Raw genomic sequence first — 17,667 nt, forward strand, 5'->3', positions numbered from 1 at the left:
TTTTATTGTTGCTCAACCCAATGATTGACAGAAATATCTTCTGTTTGGTTAAAATCGACATTGTTCTTCCAAATGAGACCACCATCTATTTCAAAGTTATTCTTCCATATAAGGCCGCCATCTACACCAACCGTATTTTTCCAAATAAGGCCACCGTCAACTCCAACACTGTTTTTCCAGATAAGGCCACCATCGGTACCTAAACTATTTTTCCAGATAAGACCGCCATCGGTGCCTAAATTATTTTTCCAGATAAGACCGCCATCACTGTCTAAATTATCAGCAATATTCCATTGATATCTATCCCCTAAACCTTCAACAAAAAAGTTACCATGCTCATCGACATTGGCCGGGCCAAAATAATGCTGAGAGCCAGCAATATCTTCTGAGATATTCATAGCCGTATTAGCACAATCTATCGCAACACTGTTGAGTGAATCTTTCACGTTTACCACGCCAGCACCTTGCTGGAATACGCTATATGCCAGTTGTCCAGACGCGTCTGTTGCTAACCTCGCGGTTGCCATTATTCGACATTTAACATCATCTGGTGTTAATAATGGGTCTTTATCAAGCATCAAAGCAACAACACCGGAAATAACGGCTGCGGCTTGTGATGTTCCTGACATTTCGAAATATCGACCACCGTCATGAAAATCAGGATGATCGTTAACAATTTTAGCATCAAACGACATCAAACCAGATAAATGTCCACCTGGGGCAACAATCTCAGGTTTAATAAAACTTTCAACGGTTGGGCCTGCAGAGCTAAAACTAGCTAACTGATCGTCTTCAAAATAGGTTTCTGTATAACTATCAGTCATTGCCCCTACGGTAATAATGTAAGGAACATTTCCTGGCACACCAACTGACATAGGTTCAGGGCCTTTATTGCCTGCTGACGCAACGACAACAATACCGGCTTGCCAAGCTTTCATCACAGCAACGTTCAGGGGATCATCCCAATAATAAGAGCGAACAGGACCACTAAAAGACATGTTTAACACACGAAGATTTATTTGATCTTTCACTTGGATCGCCCAATCAATTCCTCTGATAACGTCGGCATAAGTGGCTTTTCCTTCATCATCAAATGCTTTTATGCCCACTAACGAAGCATTGGGGGCAACACCATAAACTTTACCGTTAATATCATAATCACTATTTACCGCGATACTGGCAACATGAGTACCATGACCACTACTTTCACCGCCATAATTACTGATGCTATTATTTATCGCATCATACGTGCCCCAAAATTTATCATAACCATATAAATCATTGGTGAGTCCTGATAATTGTTCTATGCCAGTATCTAAAATACCAATGGTGATACCATCACCAAAAATGTGTTCTGAATGAGCTGATGTAGCTTCAATATAATCGGCAACGACCGCTTTAGGTTGCCAACGACGCTGACCTTTACGCCAGCCATTGTTAGATAATTTGACTTGATGATTGATTGAAACCTTTAACCAACTTTCTTGCTTTAAAGCGAAAACTTCATCCTCAGTTAAATTTACCGCAACAGCATTAATGACAGGTAACATGTGGGTGGTTTTAAAGTTATTGATTTCAATTATCTTGTTCAGTTTCGCAAAATCGTTTGCGCTAACTATATAAGACTGGCTTTGATTAATATTACTCGATTGTTTCTTAGTGACTGTCCATGTGGCTATGGTTACCATCAATAATAATAGTAAAAATACCGAAACTTTATTTAATGAAGAGTAAAACATAGGGCTCCCCTTTGTTATTTACAACTTAAAAACTGATTTAAAACATAAGGGTGTATCTTTTGAGCGCTAACTTTCAGCACTTCTTTTATCAATACTTTATTTATAAATCGTTAGGTCTAGCTAAACTACAACACCGAACATATCTATTAATGTCCCTTATTGTCAAACAATAATATCTAACGTTTAACTTTAAAAAATTAATCAGCTATAGCTCAAAAACTAATATCTAGCCGCAAAATTTTGGCTAGATATTAGTAAACTGTTTAAAAATTAGAACGTTACTGTTACATTCTCAGAACAATTAGCAGAACCTGCATCACATACACTATATGTATATGAACCATACGTTCTGAAACTATCGGTATAGGCGCCATCATTAGCAGTATTACGGTAGAAACTACCATTACGATAGATATCAACATCAGAGGTTGAAGCACCACTCCACGATAAATCTACTTTATTCTTGCCTTTTGAACGGTAGCCGTTAGCTGATAAAGCGATGTCACCGACTGGTGGTTCTACAACATCACCACAACCATTAGCGGTTAAATAAGCATCGGCTGCTGCCGCTTTAACAATTCCGGCACCAAAATAAACATCGTTACCAGCAGCACCAGCATCTTCTGCTGTAGCTTTTAATGCATTACGTATATCGGTACCTGTACAGTTATTGTGATTAGACCATACTAGAGCTGCGACACCAGATACTGCAGGCGTTGCCATTGAAGTACCACTCATAAAACCATAATCACTGGTTCCAATCGTAATATCCATACTAGTTGCCGCTAATAAAGCCGTTCTATCTTCAAAAGCACCACCAACGGCAGGGATCGTTGTTGCGTTGGTATCACCTAGTGTACCGTATAACATTCCTGCTTCATTATTTATAATAACGGCACCTACACCACCTGAGTTTTCACAATTTTGTACTTTGTCATGAAATGAAATATTACCGCGGTCAATCACACAAACTTTGCCGTTGGCAGAAGAATCAATACTTTCAGCCGTTCCCATAAAATAAGTATTACCAGATGCTGAACCTGAATTTTCCATCGACGAAGAAGCAAAGAAAATACCATCTGCTGTCAGAGCTGAACTTGTAGCGCCACCAGCGGGATAAGTAGATAATGTATCAACGCCACCTGCGGTGACTTCAACACACACTGTTTCATCAGTAGTTGTCGTTGCTTTCTTGCCGCGACCTGTTGTCACTGTACAGCTTGGAAATTGAGAAAAATCAGCAATATTATTATCAGCATCATTTGCACCTATCATCATTACCGATGAATAACCTGCTGGATATGAACGAACATTGTTACCGTCATTACCTGCTGCTGCCACCACTAACCCACCTGACTCAGTGAACGCTTTAAAGGCGTTTTCTTCAGTGCTATTTGCACCGCCACCACCTAAACTCATACTAATAATATTAGCGCCGGCATTACTACATTTATCGGCAGCATAAGCTAAATCAGAAGAATAGCCCCAACCATCAGCATTAAAGACTTTAACAATGTGCATATCAACACCAGGTGCCATGCCAACAACACCCACATTATTATCTGCAGCACCAATAGTACCGGCTACGTGTGTACCATGTGGTCCGCCATTTTCATCCCAGTTTCCGGTTCCTGAATCATTATCACCAGTAATGTTATTCCATACGAAGTCTGGGTTTGAGCGGTCAAGACCTGAATCAATAACACAAACTTTCATACCTGCTGAAGCATTAAAATTAACTTGATTTGCTTGCGATTGGTAAACCGCATATGGGGTAACTTGTCCAGTCATGGGGTTGCCTGTATCGTCATTGTAAACAGATAATGGCATACGACGATGATCTTCTTCTATCACCTTAATATGTGGGTTATTTAGTAAACCTTTGACACTTTCTAAATCTTTACCAGCAAAGGATGCCGCGAGAAATCCGTTACCGTCTATTTTAACATCACCACCTAATTGTTTTGCTAACGCTTTAACGATGCCTTTTTTACTATTGTCGACTTGAATAATATATCTGTCATCAGCCGCTTGTGCGCTTAATACGGTTGAAATGGCTATTGCTACTACTGAACCGGTAAATTTTGAAACTTTCATATGTCTCTCCGAATGAGGATGTTTTTTTAATTTTATTATTAATGAGTTCCATTCAATTTTTTATTGAACAACGTTATTAATGAAGTTCGTGTTCTTGATATTACCGAAACACAAAAGATCCCCTAGCAAAATAGCGACAGCTTTTCGTACAAAAACGACAAGCACAACAATATTCATTACTAATCAAACACCTAACATGTTTTAAATAAATTTAACTTGGCGGAAAAATCATAAAAAACGTCGTTAATTTGCTAGTTCAAGTCACCAATTAATCCCATGATGAATAGGTTGAAAAATCAACATACAAATAATAACTACCGTGTTATCTACATAGGGAAATGTCATTTAGATAACCTAAACATTGGAGTTACCCTTAAATGAAAAATAATAATAAATATTTGTTAAGCACGTTAGCAGTAGCCTTATTATCTGCTACCAGTTACTCAGTTACAGCACAATCAGCGAAAATAAAAAACATCAATAAACTTACAACAGATACTTCTTCGCAAGCTTCTTTTGCACAATGGCGTGCCAATGAAAAGCTGAATAAATACGACTACACCGATCAATTAATTATTCAATTTAAAGATAAAAACCAAGGGCACGCGATTCCTCCTGGATTAGCTAAAAAAGTCGGCCTAGATTTAAAACATATCAAACAATTAAAAAGTGGCTTGCACACTGTTTCTATTGGCGAACTTAAACACATAAAAGACTTAGAAAAATTCATTGAAAAAATGAGAAAGCACCCTTCAGTAGAGAGTGTTGAAATAAACTACCGCCGTTTTCTCTACTCTCAAAACCAACCTTGGGGTATCGCTAACACGCAATCTGATTTAATTCCCGATACTGATGCTGCCAATATGACGGTTTGTATTATCGATTCAGGTTATGAACAAACAAACCCAGATTTAAATGCCAATAATGCAACAGGCACCAACAACTCAGGTACAGGAAATTGGTACCAAGCTGGTGGTTCACACGGTACTCATGTTGCAGGAACGATTGCAGGTGTTAACAATACCGAAGGTGTCGTTGGTATTTTGCCAAACACTAATGTTAATTTACACATTGTAAAAGTGTTTAACGCAAGCGGCTGGGGATATTCCGGTGATCTATCTGATGCGGTAGATACTTGTGTTAATAATGGCGCAAAAGTTGTGAATATGAGTTTAGGTGGCGCAGGTTCAACCAATGCAGAGAAAAATGCATTACAAGCAGCAACAGATGCGGGTGTGCTTTTAGTAGCAGCATCAGGAAATGACGGTAATTCTACGCTTTCTTACCCTGCTTCATATGATTCAGTTATGGCGGTCGGTGCTGTTGATCAAAATGGTCAACATGCTGAGTTTTCTCAATATACAAGTCAAGTTGAAGTTGCCGCTCCGGGCGAAGCTGTTTTATCTACGGTAGCTGGAGATGGTCGCTTAGGTTTCATTACTATCGGTTCAACGACATACGGCAATGATAATGTTGTGCCACAAAGTCGCTATGTAGAAAGCGGTGGTAATTATTCTATTAATAATGTTAACGGCACTGCACAGGGTATTTTATCAAGCTGTACCGTTTCAGGCAGTAGCTACAGTTGTAGCGGTAATGTTAGCGGTAATATTTGTTTAGCAGAACGAAATGGCAACCAAGTAGGCAGTAGTTATCCTGAAATTAACCCAGCAAAAGCTTGTGCAGATGCGGGTGCAGCCGGTGTTATAGTTTACAGTGATAATGATCGTCCTGGATTACAAAACCCATTTTTAGTGGATGCTAATAACGATGTAACCGTTCCAACCGTTTCAGTAAACAGAACGTTAGGCCAACAGCTTTCAACACAATTAGGTAGCAATGTCACTTTAACGGTAAATGGCAATCAAGATTATGCTTATTATAACGGTACATCTATGGCTACACCTCATGTTGCAGGCGTAGCGGCTCTTGTATGGAGTAATAATCCTAATTGTAGTGCTAATGATATACGCAGTGCTTTAAAATCGACTGCTGTTGATTTAGAAACCGCTGGTCGTGATGACAAAACGGGTTACGGTTTAGTGCAAGCAAAAGCAGCTTCGGACTCTTTAGCAGGCAACTGTAACGGCACAACACCACCGCCAACAGGCAATGTCTTAGAAAATGGTGTTGCAAAAACAGGCTTAACTGCCAGCACAGGTCAAGAACTTAGCTTTACGATGGCAGTACCTGCTAACGCAACTGACTTAAATTTTGATATGTCAGGTGGTACTGGTGATGCAGATTTATACGTAAAATTCGGCTCAGCTCCAACGACTAGCTCATATGATTGTCGTCCCTATAAAAATGGTAATACTGAAAGCTGTCCAATAGCAACCGCACAAGCAGGTACCTATTATGTGAAAGCAATAGCTTACTCAAGCTTTTCAGGTGTTTCATTAACTGGCAGCTATACCGATAATTCAGGAGGTGGCTCTGGTGGAGCAACGGGTGGCAGTGCAAACGTCACAGATATCAGCATTGCTCGACGTGCGTGGCAATACTACACAATTGATGTACCTGCTGGAATGGCGACATTAGACTTTGATATTAGTGGTGGTACTGGTGATGCCGATCTTTATATAAGAAAAGGTGCTCAACCAACATCATCAACGTATGATTGTCGTCCTTATAAAAATGGCAATACTGAAACCTGTTCATTTACCAATCCTGGTGCAGATACATGGCATATTGGTATTTATGGCTATACTGCAGTATCTGGTTTAACGTTAGATGTAGTGTATAACCCATAAACTAACTTAAGTAACTTGAGACAAAAAAGCCAACTTTTAAAGTTGGCTTTTTATTATTCACTTTCTCGTGCTGAAATCTGTTAACTACATGTTAGGATAATTTGGTCCACCGGTTCCTTCTGGTGTTACCCAAGTAATATTTTGACTCGGATCTTTAATATCACAGGTTTTACAGTGAATACAGTTTTGTGAATTAATCACAAACTTTTCACCTTCTTCCGTTTGTTCAACTTCATAAACACCCGCAGGACAATAGCGTTGCGCAGGCTCAGCATATTTCGGCATATTTACCGTTAACGGGATCAAAGCATCGGCCAACTTCAAATGGCAAGGTTGTTCTTCTTCATGATTAGTATTAGATAAAAACACCGAAGATAATTTATCAAAACTTAACTTATTATCCGGCTTGGGATAATTGATCATGATTGATTCAGACGCCGGTTTTAACTGCTCATGATCTAACGAATCGTCTTTAAAGTTAAACGGCAACTTTCCACCGAAAATATTTTGGTCGAGCGTATTGTATGCACCGCCTAGAAAAGTACCAAACTTATGCATTGCGGGACCAAAATTACGCGTATTGTATAGCTCATCATATAGCCAAGAGTTTTGATATGCATCAGTAAACGACGCTAAATCTTTACCACCAGAATGTTCAGATGCGGCCTCAGCTGATAAATCGGCAAAAATAGACTCAGCCGCTAACATGCCTGATTTCATTGCGGTGTGATTACCTTTAATCTTAGCAAAATTAATGGTTCCTGCATCACAGCCCACTAATAAAGCACCGGGCATAGTCATTTTGGGTAGCGAATTAAAACCACCTTTTGCCATAGCTCTCGCACCGTAAGAAACACGTTTACCACCAGATAAATATTGAGCAATTTTTGGATGATGCTTATAACGTTGAAATTCATCAAATGGGCTTAAATGAGGATTACTGTAATTTAAATCAACAATTAACCCAACGAATACTTGGTTATTTTCGGCATGATATAAATAGCCACCACCGTTAGTATCTTTATCTAAAGGCCAACCTGCGGTGTGAACAACAAGACCTTCTTGGTGCTTTTCAGGATCAATATCCCAAATTTCCTTAAAGCCTAATCCATAATGCTGTGGGGATTTATCGGCGTCTAAATTAAACTTTTTAATCAATTCTTTACCCAGATGACCACGACAACCTTCAGCAAACACCGTGTATTTAGCACGTAACTCCATTCCAGGTACGAATGAATCTTTAGGATTACCTTCTACATCTAATCCCATATCACCCGTTAATACGCCAGCTACACTACCATCATCATTATAAATAACTTCTTGCGCGGGAAAGCCAGGGAATATCTCAACGCCAAGTTGCTCGGCTTGCTCAGCCAACCAACGGCACATGTTCCCCATACTGGCAATATAGTTACCTTCATTGTGCATAGTTTTAGGCACACTAAAATTAGGTAATTTTATTGCGCTTTCTTCATTATTAAATAGATAAATATCATCACCGGTTACTTTAGTTGTTAACGGTGCGCCCTTTTCTTGCCAATCAGGAAACAACTCATTCAGTGCTCTAGGTTCAAATACGGCACCAGAAAGAATATGCGCGCCAACTTCTGAGCCCTTTTCAACTACGCACACCATTAGCTCTTGTTCTTTTTCTTGTGCTAATTGCATAAGACGACATGCCGTTGATAAACCTGATGGCCCAGCACCAACGATTACCACGTCAAACTCCATTGATTCACGTTCCATAATTTCTCCCAAAATTGTTTCACTATTGAATTTCAAACGCACGTTTGATTTTCAAACACCTGTTTGATAATATCATACCTATAGAATTTTCGTCAGTAAATACTATGCTGTAAAAGAGTATTTACTGATATAAACATATTTGCTCATTTTGAGATAAAGTTACGTTGACGTTGACGCTATCTAAAAGTAATCTTTGAGCCAATAAAACTAAGTCTAGTTCATTATTCTTATTGCGATAAAAACTAGGCAAAAAAAACCAACAAGCATAATTAGAGGCAACGATGAAAGTATTAGTCCCCATCAAACGTGTCATCGACTATAACGTTAAAGTTCGCGTAAAAGCAGACAACACTAATGTTGATTTAGCCAATGTAAAAATGGCTATCAATCCGTTTTGTGAAATCGCAGTTGAAGAAGCAGTTCGATTAAAAGAAGCAGGAACAGCAACTGAAGTTATTGCTGTATCAATTGGCGATAAAGCTTGCCAAGAACAATTACGTACCGCCTTAGCATTAGGTGCTGACCGTGCCATTCAAATTGAAACAGATCAAAATTTAGATTCATTAAATGTGGCGAAGTTACTTCAAAAAATTGTTGAAGAAGAACAGCCTCAATTGGTGATTTTAGGTAAACAATCTATTGATAGCGACAACAATCAAACAGGACAAATGCTTGCTGCATTAACAGGGTTAGCGCAAGGTACTTTCGCTTCTGAAGTTAAAGTAGACGGCGATAAAGTAAATGTAACTCGTGAAGTTGATGGCGGTTTACAAACGGTTGCTCTTAACTTACCGGCAATTGTCACCACTGATTTACGCTTAAATGAACCGCGTTATGCTTCTTTACCTAATATTATGAAAGCTAAACGTAAGCCATTAGATGTAAAAGCTGCGGCAGATTTTGGTATCGACTTATCACCACGTTCAACACTTTTAAAAGTAACACCTCCTTCAGAACGTCAGGCAGGTATTGTGGTTGAAACAGTAGATGAGTTAGTAGAAAAGTTAAAAAATGAAGCGAAGGTGATCTCATGAGTATTTTAGTTTTTGCAGAGCACGATAATAACGAATTAAAAGCTGATACATTAAAAACGGTAGCTGCCGCTCAAGCGATTGGTGGCGACATTCACCTTTTAGTAGCCGGCTCAAACTGTTCAACGGTTGCTGAGCAAGCTGCGAAAGTCAATGGTGTGAGTAAAGTACTGGTTGCAGATAACCCTGCTTATGAGCATCAATTAGCTGAAAACGTAAGTTTATTAGTGACAGAATTAGCCGCTGACTACGAGCATATTATTGCAACCGCATTAACTACAGGCAAAAATTTTATGCCACGTGTTGCTGCTCTATTAGATGTCGCGCAAATTTCTGACATTATTGCAGTTGAATCAGCTGATACTTTTGTTCGTCCGATTTATGCGGGTAATGCCATTGCAACCGTACAAAGTTTAGATAGCAAAAAAGTGATCACGGTACGTTCTACTGGTTTTGATGCTGTTGCTACTGATGGCAACGCTGAAATTGTCAACATTGACAACGCAACTGACGCGGGTACTTCAAGCCATGTTAGTGATGAGTTAACAGTTTCTGAACGTCCAGATTTAGGCGCAGCAAGTGTGGTAATTTCTGGTGGCCGTGGCATGCAAAATGGTGATAACTTTAAGTTATTAGAAGGCATTGCAGATAAGTTAGGAGCAGCCATTGGTGCTTCTCGCGCTGCTGTTGATGCTGGTTTTGTTGCCAATGATATGCAAGTTGGTCAAACAGGTAAAATTGTCGCCCCTGATTTATATATTGCCGTTGGTATTTCAGGTGCAATTCAGCATTTAGCCGGTATGAAAGACTCAAAAGTAATTGTTGCTATCAATAAAGATGCTGAAGCACCAATTTTTCAAGTTGCTGACTACGGTATTGTGGGTGATTTATTTGACGTTTTACCAGAGCTTGAAGCAAAACTTTAAATAAAAAATAACCTTTAAAAACAATCTAAAAAGCCAATCAGCAAAACTGATTGGCTTTTTTATTCTATTATATTTCTACGTTAATTATATGAATAAAGGAATAAAAACGGTTTATAACTTTATTTAAAGTAAACTTCTAATGCCTCGCTTCCGCCAATTAACTCACCATCTATAAAGACCTGAGGCACAGTCTCTGCATTAGCCACGGCTTTTAAGGTGGATAAACTAATATCTTTTCCCACTTCTAACGCTTCAAAAGATAAGCCTTTTTCATTCAATAATTGCTTTGCTTTTTTACAGAATGGGCAATCAGGTTTGCTAAATACTGTTACTGTTTGTTTTTGTGTAGCATTTGGATTGATATAATTTAACATAGTGTCAGCATCAGAGACTTCAAATGGGTCACCTTCAACCTCAGGTTCTATAAACATTTTTTCGATAACGCCATTTTTAACTAACATCGCATATCGCCAACTGCGTTTACCAAAACCAATATCACTTTTATCAACTAGCATACCCATCGCTTGTGAAAAATCGCCATTGCCATCAGGAATAAAGCTGATTTTTTCTGCGTGCTGATTTTCCGCCCAAGCATTCATCACAAAAGTATCGTTAACCGATAAGCAAACAATTTCGTCCACCCCATTCGCAAAAAATGTTTCAGCCAATTCATTATATCTAGGTAAATGTGTTGAAGAACAAGTCGGAGTAAAAGCACCGGGTAAGGCAAAAACAATGACGGTTTTGTTATCAAAAATACTTTCTGTAGTTCGTTTAGCCCATGCACCATTGTCAATCATTGGGAAGCTTAATGATGGGATCTTTTGTCCTTCGATATTTTTTAACATAATACTCTCTTTTGTTGTTCAATTATTAAGTTGGAATAATTATCTAATATTTCTTGCAATAAATATAATCAATTAATTCGATAAAGATGTTCTATTAAATCTATCATCAGTCACTGAGTAATCGTTATAATTTGAAAGATAGCTAAAACTAATGTTAGAACAAAATCAACAAAATTCATTATTCATCACAAGCATCGTATTCTTTTCCGTCCAGTTTTACTATAATTTACCTAAGTTCCCTTAAGAGTATTGTTTATGTCTTGGCAAGACCAATTATCCGATCTTGTATATTCAACTGATAAAGGCAAAATTAAGCCTGAAAAAGTAAAGTCGATTACCCCAACCGATGGTTTTGCGAAAGTAAGAAGAGAAACCAAAGGGAGAAAAGGCAAAGGCGTGATGGTGATCAGTGGTTTAGGCCTAGATACTAAAGCGTTAAAAGACTTAGCCAGCAAACTTAAAAAAAGTTGTGGTACCGGCGGTAGTGTTGTCGATGAGACCATTGAAATTCAAGGCGACAACCGCGAAGCCATTCAGAAAATTTTAGAAAAGTCCGGCTATAAAGTAAAATTTATTGGTGGCTAATCACTAAGAATTCTCCATCATCTTATATGAGAAAACAATGACAACGATACAACCAAGCGAATTATCAATTTTATTGATTGAACCTTCAGATACGCAAAGTAAGTACATAATAAACCAATTAAAAGCACAAGGGATCAATAAAATAACCCTCGCAAAAAGCTTAACCGAGGCCAGAGAAATACTCACTCGCCAACATTATGATCTAATTGCCAGTGCCATGTATTTTGATAATGGTACCGCGTTAGATTTACTTAAAGAAATCAAACACTCTGAGCGTAATCAAGACTCTGCTTTTATGTTGGTTTCGAGCGAATGTAAGCGTGATAATCTAGAAGAGTACAAACAGTCGGGTGTTGTAGCCATTTTACCAAAACCTTTCACTTCTGAGCATTTACATGCGGCAATTAACAATACCATTGACTTATTAACGGCTGACGAAATGGAATTAGAATATTTTGATGTTCATGAAATCCGCGTTTTATTGGTTGATGACAGTAAGTTAGCTCGTAACCACATTAGGCGAGTATTAAATAACTTAGGTTTATTAAAAGTTACTGAAGCGGTTGATGGTAAAGAAGCGATTAATTTACTCAATGAAAATATGTATGATTTAATCGTGACTGACTACAATATGCCTGAGGTAGATGGCAGAGAATTAACCCGATATGTCAGAGAGCAAAGTCAACAATCTCACCTCCCTATATTAATGGTAACCAGTGAAAGTAACGACACGCACCTTGCCAATATTGAACAAGATGGTGTGAACGCACTCTGTGATAAACCTTTCGAGCCAGAATTTGTCAAGCAAATCCTTTTTAGATTGCTAGAGCATTAACAGCATAACGTTTACCAATAGTGCTTATCAAATCGATTTAGTTTGCTTTGATCTGATAAGCGCGTAGTTTCATCGCTATTTTATTATGAGAAACATTCAATCTCTCCGCTAACTTTCTTGTTGTCGGGTATAAAGGGTAAAGCTCGGTTAATAATTTACGTTCAAACCTGGCTTGTGCATCAGCCCAATCAACAATACCTTCTTCTGGTATTGGAGTACTTTGAAGATCCATGTTCGATTCAAATAAAACACTGCTGACATTTTCTTCAGTGATATAGTCGTTTTCACTCAGCGCTACGAGCCTAAAGATAACATTTTCCAATTGACGAATATTGCCCGGCCAGTGGAAAGCTTTTAACATTTTTAATGCTTCTTCAGTGATAAAGGGAACGCGTTGATTGACTTGACTAGCCGCATTCAAAACAAAATGATTAACCAATAATTGTATATCTTCAGTTCTATGTCTTAATGCAGGCAATTCTAATCTTAAGACATTTAGTCGATAATAAAGATCTTCACGAAACTGTTGCTGTTCGATCAATTCAGTAAAGTTTTGATGACTTGCACTGATCACTTTAACATCGGCAGTAAACTCTTTTGTCCCCCCTACTTTTCGATATTTATAGTCTTGTAAAAAACGTAATAATTTAGCTTGTAGGTAATTCGACATTTCGGCTATTTCATCAAGAAAAATGGTGCCACCATGGGCAAGCTCAAACAAGCCCGGCTTTCCCCCTTTACTCGCTCCAGTAAACGCACCACTTTCATAACCAAACAATTCACTCTCTAATAATTGCTCTGGTAAAGCCGCACAGTTAATCGTTAAAAATGGCTTTTGTTTTCTATCGCTTAATTGATGTAAAGCGCGCGCTATTAACTCTTTACCTGTACCAGTATCTCCCGAAATAAGCACAGGTAAATCCAACTCGGAAAAACGTTTAACTTGTGCAAGTACCAAGCGTATTTTTTCTGAAACACCAATGATTGACTTTAATGCGTCATCCGTCGACGATTGCATTAGTGCAAGTTGTCGTCCTACTTTATCCATTGACTTTAAACTGATAACAGCACCCGTAATTTTCTTTGCAGAAACCACAGGATTTACATCGGCAATAAATGGTTGTTGTAGAAAGTTTATTGATAAACTTACCTCGTTTGAGGTTAAAAAGTGTTTAAGAGGAACATCGATTAATTTGATAATATTGTGATTGACTAACGAAGTTATTTTACTGTTATTGATCACTAATTGATTAGCCGCAGCATTACTCGCCAAAATAACCCCGTGTGCATCAATATCAATAATTGGATCAGAAATTCTACTCAATAAGGTTTGAAGGTGATTTTCTCTAAGCTCTGCAGGCATTTGATCAATTTCTTTACAGTCAATAACACCTGATACTTGTTTTAATGAACGTTTAATATCTGCAAGGGATAAATTTTTGCTATCAAGATGAACAAAAGTAAAATTTGTTTCTACTTCAATACTCTTTACATTCCAAAATTTCAGAGAAAATATCGATAATATCTCTTGGCTAATACCAATTCTATCGGATGATTCAATTTTAACGCGCATAATGTATCAGTATTATTACAGTGTAATATTTATATTACATCCTAGATATGAATAAATTCAATAGAAATAACCAAATTGAGTAAGTATTTCTTGAAACTAGCTAAGTGTGTAATATTTTTATTACATACGATTACCGGATAAGACAACAAATGAACATAACCCACTGATAATAAAGGATATTAAACAATTGGTTTCGTTATTGCTTTAACTGTTTCTATAAGCATTCAAAAATAACTAGTTTTAACATTTACTATTAAAACAATAAATTAGAGAGATATATGCATCACAGTAAGTTTATAGAGACACAAGCAATTCATTCTGGTCGAATAAATGACGAGCAATTCGGTTCATTAGCAACTCCTTTATATCAAACTTCGACATTTATATTTGATAACGCAGAACAAGGCGCTGAGCGTTTTGCTGGCGAATCAGAAGGCTTTATATATACTCGACTTGGTAACCCAACCACCAGACAATTAGAGATGCGCGTTGCAGCGATGGAAGGTATGGAAGATGCTGCAGCAACAGCGACAGGTATGGCAGCAGTATCAGGTGCTTTATTAGCAAATTTATCTGCAGGTGATCACATTATTTCATCTAAAGCCGTTTATGGTTGTACCTATGCGCTTATTAGTCACATGTTAACAAAATTCGGGATTGAAGTGAGTTTTGTCGACATGTCTAACCCAAATAATATTACTGCCGAGATAAAAGAAAATACTAAAGTTTTATTTTTAGAAAGCCCAGTAAACCCTAATTTAGAAGTATTAGATTTAACCCGTATTTTAGCAATAACAAAAAAACACAATATTATTTCGGTAGTTGATAATACCTTTATGACCCCAGTTTTACAGCAACCAGCTAAGATGGGCGCAAATATTATCATCCATAGTGCAACTAAATATCTCAACGGTCATGGTGATGTTGTTGCTGGCATTATCTGTGGTTCAAAAGAAATGATCGAGCACATAAAATTAACCGCGTTAAAAGATATCGGTGCAACGATGAGTCCACATGATGCTTGGTTAATTCTTCGAGGATTAAAAACATTACATTTACGTGTAGAACGTCATTGTCAAAATGCACAATTATTGGCTGAGTTTTTAGAGTCACACCCAAGTGTAGATAAAGTTTTTTATCCTGGCCTTCCCTCTCATTCAGGGCATCAGTATATTGGTACACAAATGAAAGCAGCAGGAGGAGTAATTGCTTTTGAATTACATACTAATTTAAAAGGCGGGGCAGAATTTATTAATCGAATGAAATTATTTTCAATTGCAGTTAGTTTAGGTGATGCAGAATCATTAATTCAACATCCTGCTTCAATGACACATTCACCTTATACTGATGAGGAGCGCAGAGCAGCAGGTATAAGCGATAGTTTAATAAGAATTTCAGCTGGTCTTGAAAACGTGACTGACTTAATTGAGGATTTAAAACAATCGCTTGATGCGATTGAAAACCCTTGTAAAAGCGTGGCCTAATTCACAATAAACTAATTTAAAAATCCTCAGCGTCATTGTTATACGCACTATATAATGACGTTGAGCTAAACTCCCCCTATAATTAACCTCTTGAAAATTAGATGAGTTTTATCTACCTTTTTTAGGTTTATTTTTCCTACCTCGGCCACGGGCTTGCTTTTTAGCTTCACGTTCTGCAATTTTATTTTCTTGTATCTTAGCAAAGTGGTGATTCTCTTGTTCAACCATTTCTGGCATTTCAAAAGTTAAACCACCTAAAGTTTTATCTCTAATTTCATTGATTAAAATAGCTGATGCTTTATGAAAATCAACTCGGCCTCCACTTTTTACACATCCTCGTATACGACCAATAGCTTCAATTAACTCAACTTCAGTATGTGGTAAATCTGCTAATTTATATCTATCTTTTAAGCGCTTGGGGTAAGCTTGCAATAAATACTCACCGGCAAAACAAGCAATATCATCGTGATCAAAAGCAGTATCTTTTACTGCACTAGTGATCGCTAATCGGTACCCACTATTTTCATTTACAATTTTAGGCCACAACATGCCAGGAGTATCGTAAAGATATAATCCTTCTTCGAGCCTGATTCTTTGTTGTCCTTTAGTAACCGCCGGTTCATTACCTACTTTAGCTTTTGCTTTTCCAACTAACGTATTTAGCAGAGTCGACTTACCTACGTTAGGAATTCCCATAATTACAACATTAATTTGCTTTCCCGCTTCATCTTTATTTGGGACTAATTTTTTTATTAACGAAGGAATAGTTTTAGCAACAGAAGAATTTTCAGTCGTCATAGCAATCGCTTTAACATTTTTTTGGGACTCTAAATAATCGAGCCAATGCTTCGTTTTTTCAGGGTCTGCTAAATCACTTTTATTTAAAATTTTTATTAATGGCTTATCCCCTCGGATCTCAGTGATCATCGGATTTTCACTACTAAAGGGTAGGCGTGCGTCGCATACTTCAATAACAACATCAATTTGCGGAAGAATTTCTTTAATTTCTTTTTGAGCCTTATGCATATGCCCAGGAAACCAATTTATAGCCATTATAAAATTATCACATTAAGTTTTTCTAGATTTTAACAAAAATACTAATTTCCGGCATTAAATAATCATTTTATCTATCCAATAACTTCAACTTGCCACAGAAGTACGAATAATGTCGTAAATAAATCTAGCAATTACGATCAAATTCGTACATATTGATAAAATAAAATAAATTAAAGGTAAAGACATGGCTAGAAAAAAACATGAAAACATAAATAACGAAGGCGATGTAGATATGACGCCAATGTTAGACATCGTATTTATATTATTAATATTCTTCATTGTTACTACTTCGTTCATTAAAGAAGAAGGTTTAGAAGTTAATCGCCCTAAAGCTAACAAAAGTAGTAAAAGTAACTCACCAGTAATCGTAGTGACAATTAATGATTCTGGTTTAGTTTCCCTAAATGGCAAATTGGTTGATATTGAAAGGTTAGCTGCCAGAATAGAAAGTTATCTAGCCACTAACAATACAAACAGTGCAGTCGTGATTCCTAGTTACGACACAACTCACGATCATGTAGTACAAGTTATTGATAAAATTAAAACCTTTGATCATTTAACGATATCAATAGGGAAATAAAGTTATTCAAACTATTCACAAGGTTTGAGGTAAAATAATTTTATAAAAATGTATAGAGAGAAATCTAAAAGCCCGCTACAAGCTAGCGGGCTTTCGTGAACTTTAGCTCGTATATAAGCCTTTCAATCACCTACTCTCATCTAATGACAAGCACACTCAGACACTTTTTATCAGTGGCATCAAAATTTACTTGCATAAAAGGCCGAATGTTTCGAAGGCAGGGATACTCATAAAACTAGTTGTTCAGCGTTTCAAGCACAGAAACAGGCTTTCCGTCCCAGAAATATGCTCACTATGCTGTAGGCAACAAGAGGTCTCTTTCGTGTCGGGCGTATATTTCACACTGACATATCTTTATATCTTCATATCTTCATATCTTCATAGAAAAGACATCACATACGGGTCATCAAAAGA

The 17,667-nt window shown here is 37.4% G+C and carries 13 protein-coding genes; 7 read left to right on the plus strand and 6 right to left on the minus strand.

The genetic code is table 11. The features are described 5' to 3' along the window. Positions 1-2 precede the first annotated feature (2 nt). Both ABXH06_RS13680 and ABXH06_RS13685 read right to left on the minus strand, forming a co-directional pair. Positions 3-1,739, minus strand: coding sequence for a S8 family peptidase (locus ABXH06_RS13680; RefSeq protein ID WP_353518585.1), 1,737 nt, complete (start codon positions 1,737-1,739; stop codon positions 3-5). Between the two features lie 270 nt (positions 1,740-2,009). Then, positions 2,010-3,836 carry a S8 family serine peptidase gene (locus tag ABXH06_RS13685; RefSeq protein WP_353518586.1) on the minus strand — a complete coding sequence of 609 codons (1,827 nt, stop codon included), beginning with the start codon at positions 3,834-3,836 and terminating at the stop codon, positions 2,010-2,012. 377 nt (positions 3,837-4,213) lie between these two features. Here ABXH06_RS13685 and ABXH06_RS13690 point away from each other — a divergent pair, with 377 nt between their 5' ends. Continuing rightward, the gene (locus ABXH06_RS13690) at positions 4,214-6,589 is read left to right on the plus strand and encodes a S8 family serine peptidase (protein WP_353518587.1); all 2,376 of its coding nucleotides are present in this window, start codon (positions 4,214-4,216) and stop codon (positions 6,587-6,589) included. Between the two features lie 84 nt (positions 6,590-6,673). Here the strand turns inward: ABXH06_RS13690 and ABXH06_RS13695 are convergent, their stop codons facing one another. Beyond that, on the minus strand, positions 6,674-8,335 hold the full coding sequence (locus ABXH06_RS13695; RefSeq protein ID WP_353518588.1) for an electron transfer flavoprotein-ubiquinone oxidoreductase: 1,662 nt from the start codon (positions 8,333-8,335) through the stop codon (positions 6,674-6,676). A gap of 281 nt (positions 8,336-8,616) precedes the next feature. On the opposite strand from ABXH06_RS13695, the gene ABXH06_RS13700 reads away from it, so the two are divergent. Beyond that, positions 8,617-9,369: an electron transfer flavoprotein subunit beta/FixA family protein gene (locus tag ABXH06_RS13700; RefSeq protein WP_311582534.1), complete on the plus strand. Its 753-nt coding sequence runs from the start codon at positions 8,617-8,619 to the stop codon at positions 9,367-9,369. Continuing rightward, on the plus strand, positions 9,366-10,292 hold the full coding sequence (locus ABXH06_RS13705) for an electron transfer flavoprotein subunit alpha/FixB family protein (protein WP_311582531.1): 927 nt from the start codon (positions 9,366-9,368) through the stop codon (positions 10,290-10,292). The genes ABXH06_RS13700 and ABXH06_RS13705 overlap by 4 nt, the downstream gene beginning before the upstream one ends. A 119-nt stretch (positions 10,293-10,411) precedes the next feature. Here ABXH06_RS13705 and ABXH06_RS13710 read toward each other — a convergent pair whose 3' ends face one another. Beyond that, positions 10,412-11,140: a glutathione peroxidase gene (locus ABXH06_RS13710; RefSeq protein WP_353518589.1), complete on the minus strand. Its 729-nt coding sequence runs from the start codon at positions 11,138-11,140 to the stop codon at positions 10,412-10,414. 255 nt (positions 11,141-11,395) lie between these two features. Here ABXH06_RS13710 and ABXH06_RS13715 point away from each other — a divergent pair, with 255 nt between their 5' ends. Both ABXH06_RS13715 and ABXH06_RS13720 read left to right on the plus strand, forming a co-directional pair. Then, a complete protein-coding gene (locus ABXH06_RS13715) occupies positions 11,396-11,725 on the plus strand; it encodes an SUI1 family translation initiation factor (RefSeq protein WP_353518590.1) in 330 nt (109 codons plus the stop codon). 37 nt (positions 11,726-11,762) lie between these two features. Next, entirely contained in the window at positions 11,763-12,560 is a 798-nt protein-coding gene (locus ABXH06_RS13720; protein WP_311582522.1) for a response regulator, read from the plus strand. A 37-nt stretch (positions 12,561-12,597) separates the two neighbouring features. On the opposite strand, the gene ABXH06_RS13725 is transcribed toward ABXH06_RS13720, so the two are convergent. Then, a complete protein-coding gene (locus ABXH06_RS13725) occupies positions 12,598-14,133 on the minus strand; it encodes a sigma 54-interacting transcriptional regulator (RefSeq protein ID WP_353518591.1) in 1,536 nt (511 codons plus the stop codon). Between the two features lie 278 nt (positions 14,134-14,411). Between ABXH06_RS13725 and megL the strand changes: the two genes are divergently transcribed. Continuing rightward, positions 14,412-15,617: a methionine gamma-lyase gene (gene megL, locus ABXH06_RS13730; protein ID WP_353518592.1), complete on the plus strand. Its 1,206-nt coding sequence runs from the start codon at positions 14,412-14,414 to the stop codon at positions 15,615-15,617. A gap of 108 nt (positions 15,618-15,725) precedes the next feature. Here the strand turns inward: megL and ylqF are convergent, their stop codons facing one another. Next, positions 15,726-16,670: a ribosome biogenesis GTPase YlqF gene (gene ylqF / locus ABXH06_RS13735; RefSeq protein WP_353518593.1), complete on the minus strand. Its 945-nt coding sequence runs from the start codon at positions 16,668-16,670 to the stop codon at positions 15,726-15,728. A gap of 187 nt (positions 16,671-16,857) precedes the next feature. Between ylqF and ABXH06_RS13740 the strand changes: the two genes are divergently transcribed. Continuing rightward, complete coding sequence (locus ABXH06_RS13740; protein ID WP_353518594.1) at positions 16,858-17,253, plus strand: ExbD/TolR family protein; 396 nt, start codon at positions 16,858-16,860, stop codon at positions 17,251-17,253. Positions 17,254-17,667: the final 414 nt, after the last annotated feature.

The organism is Thalassotalea sp. SU-HH00458 (assembly GCF_040362795.1).
In the GTDB taxonomy this organism is placed as follows: domain Bacteria; phylum Pseudomonadota; class Gammaproteobacteria; order Enterobacterales; family Alteromonadaceae; genus Thalassotalea_H; species Thalassotalea_H castellviae.

Bases quoted from the DNA above. Each gene is read 5' to 3' on its own strand.
- ABXH06_RS13685 (WP_353518586.1), bottom strand. From the start codon at position 3,836: ATGAAAGTTTCAAAATTTACCGGTTCAGTAGTAGCAATAGCCATTTCA.
- ABXH06_RS13690 (WP_353518587.1), top strand. From the start codon at position 4,214: ATGAAAAATAATAATAAATATTTGTTAAGCACGTTAGCAGTAGCCTTA.
- ABXH06_RS13720 (WP_311582522.1), top strand. From the start codon at position 11,763: ATGACAACGATACAACCAAGCGAATTATCAATTTTATTGATTGAACCT.
- ABXH06_RS13680 (WP_353518585.1), bottom strand. From the start codon at position 1,739: ATGTTTTACTCTTCATTAAATAAAGTTTCGGTATTTTTACTATTATTA.
- ABXH06_RS13740 (WP_353518594.1), top strand. From the start codon at position 16,858: ATGGCTAGAAAAAAACATGAAAACATAAATAACGAAGGCGATGTAGAT.
- megL (WP_353518592.1), top strand. From the start codon at position 14,412: ATGCATCACAGTAAGTTTATAGAGACACAAGCAATTCATTCTGGTCGA.
- ABXH06_RS13725 (WP_353518591.1), bottom strand. From the start codon at position 14,133: ATGCGCGTTAAAATTGAATCATCCGATAGAATTGGTATTAGCCAAGAG.
- ABXH06_RS13695 (WP_353518588.1), bottom strand. From the start codon at position 8,335: ATGGAACGTGAATCAATGGAGTTTGACGTGGTAATCGTTGGTGCTGGG.
- ABXH06_RS13700 (WP_311582534.1), top strand. From the start codon at position 8,617: ATGAAAGTATTAGTCCCCATCAAACGTGTCATCGACTATAACGTTAAA.
- ABXH06_RS13710 (WP_353518589.1), bottom strand. From the start codon at position 11,140: ATGTTAAAAAATATCGAAGGACAAAAGATCCCATCATTAAGCTTCCCA.
- ABXH06_RS13705 (WP_311582531.1), top strand. From the start codon at position 9,366: ATGAGTATTTTAGTTTTTGCAGAGCACGATAATAACGAATTAAAAGCT.
- ABXH06_RS13715 (WP_353518590.1), top strand. From the start codon at position 11,396: ATGTCTTGGCAAGACCAATTATCCGATCTTGTATATTCAACTGATAAA.
- ylqF (WP_353518593.1), bottom strand. From the start codon at position 16,670: ATGGCTATAAATTGGTTTCCTGGGCATATGCATAAGGCTCAAAAAGAA.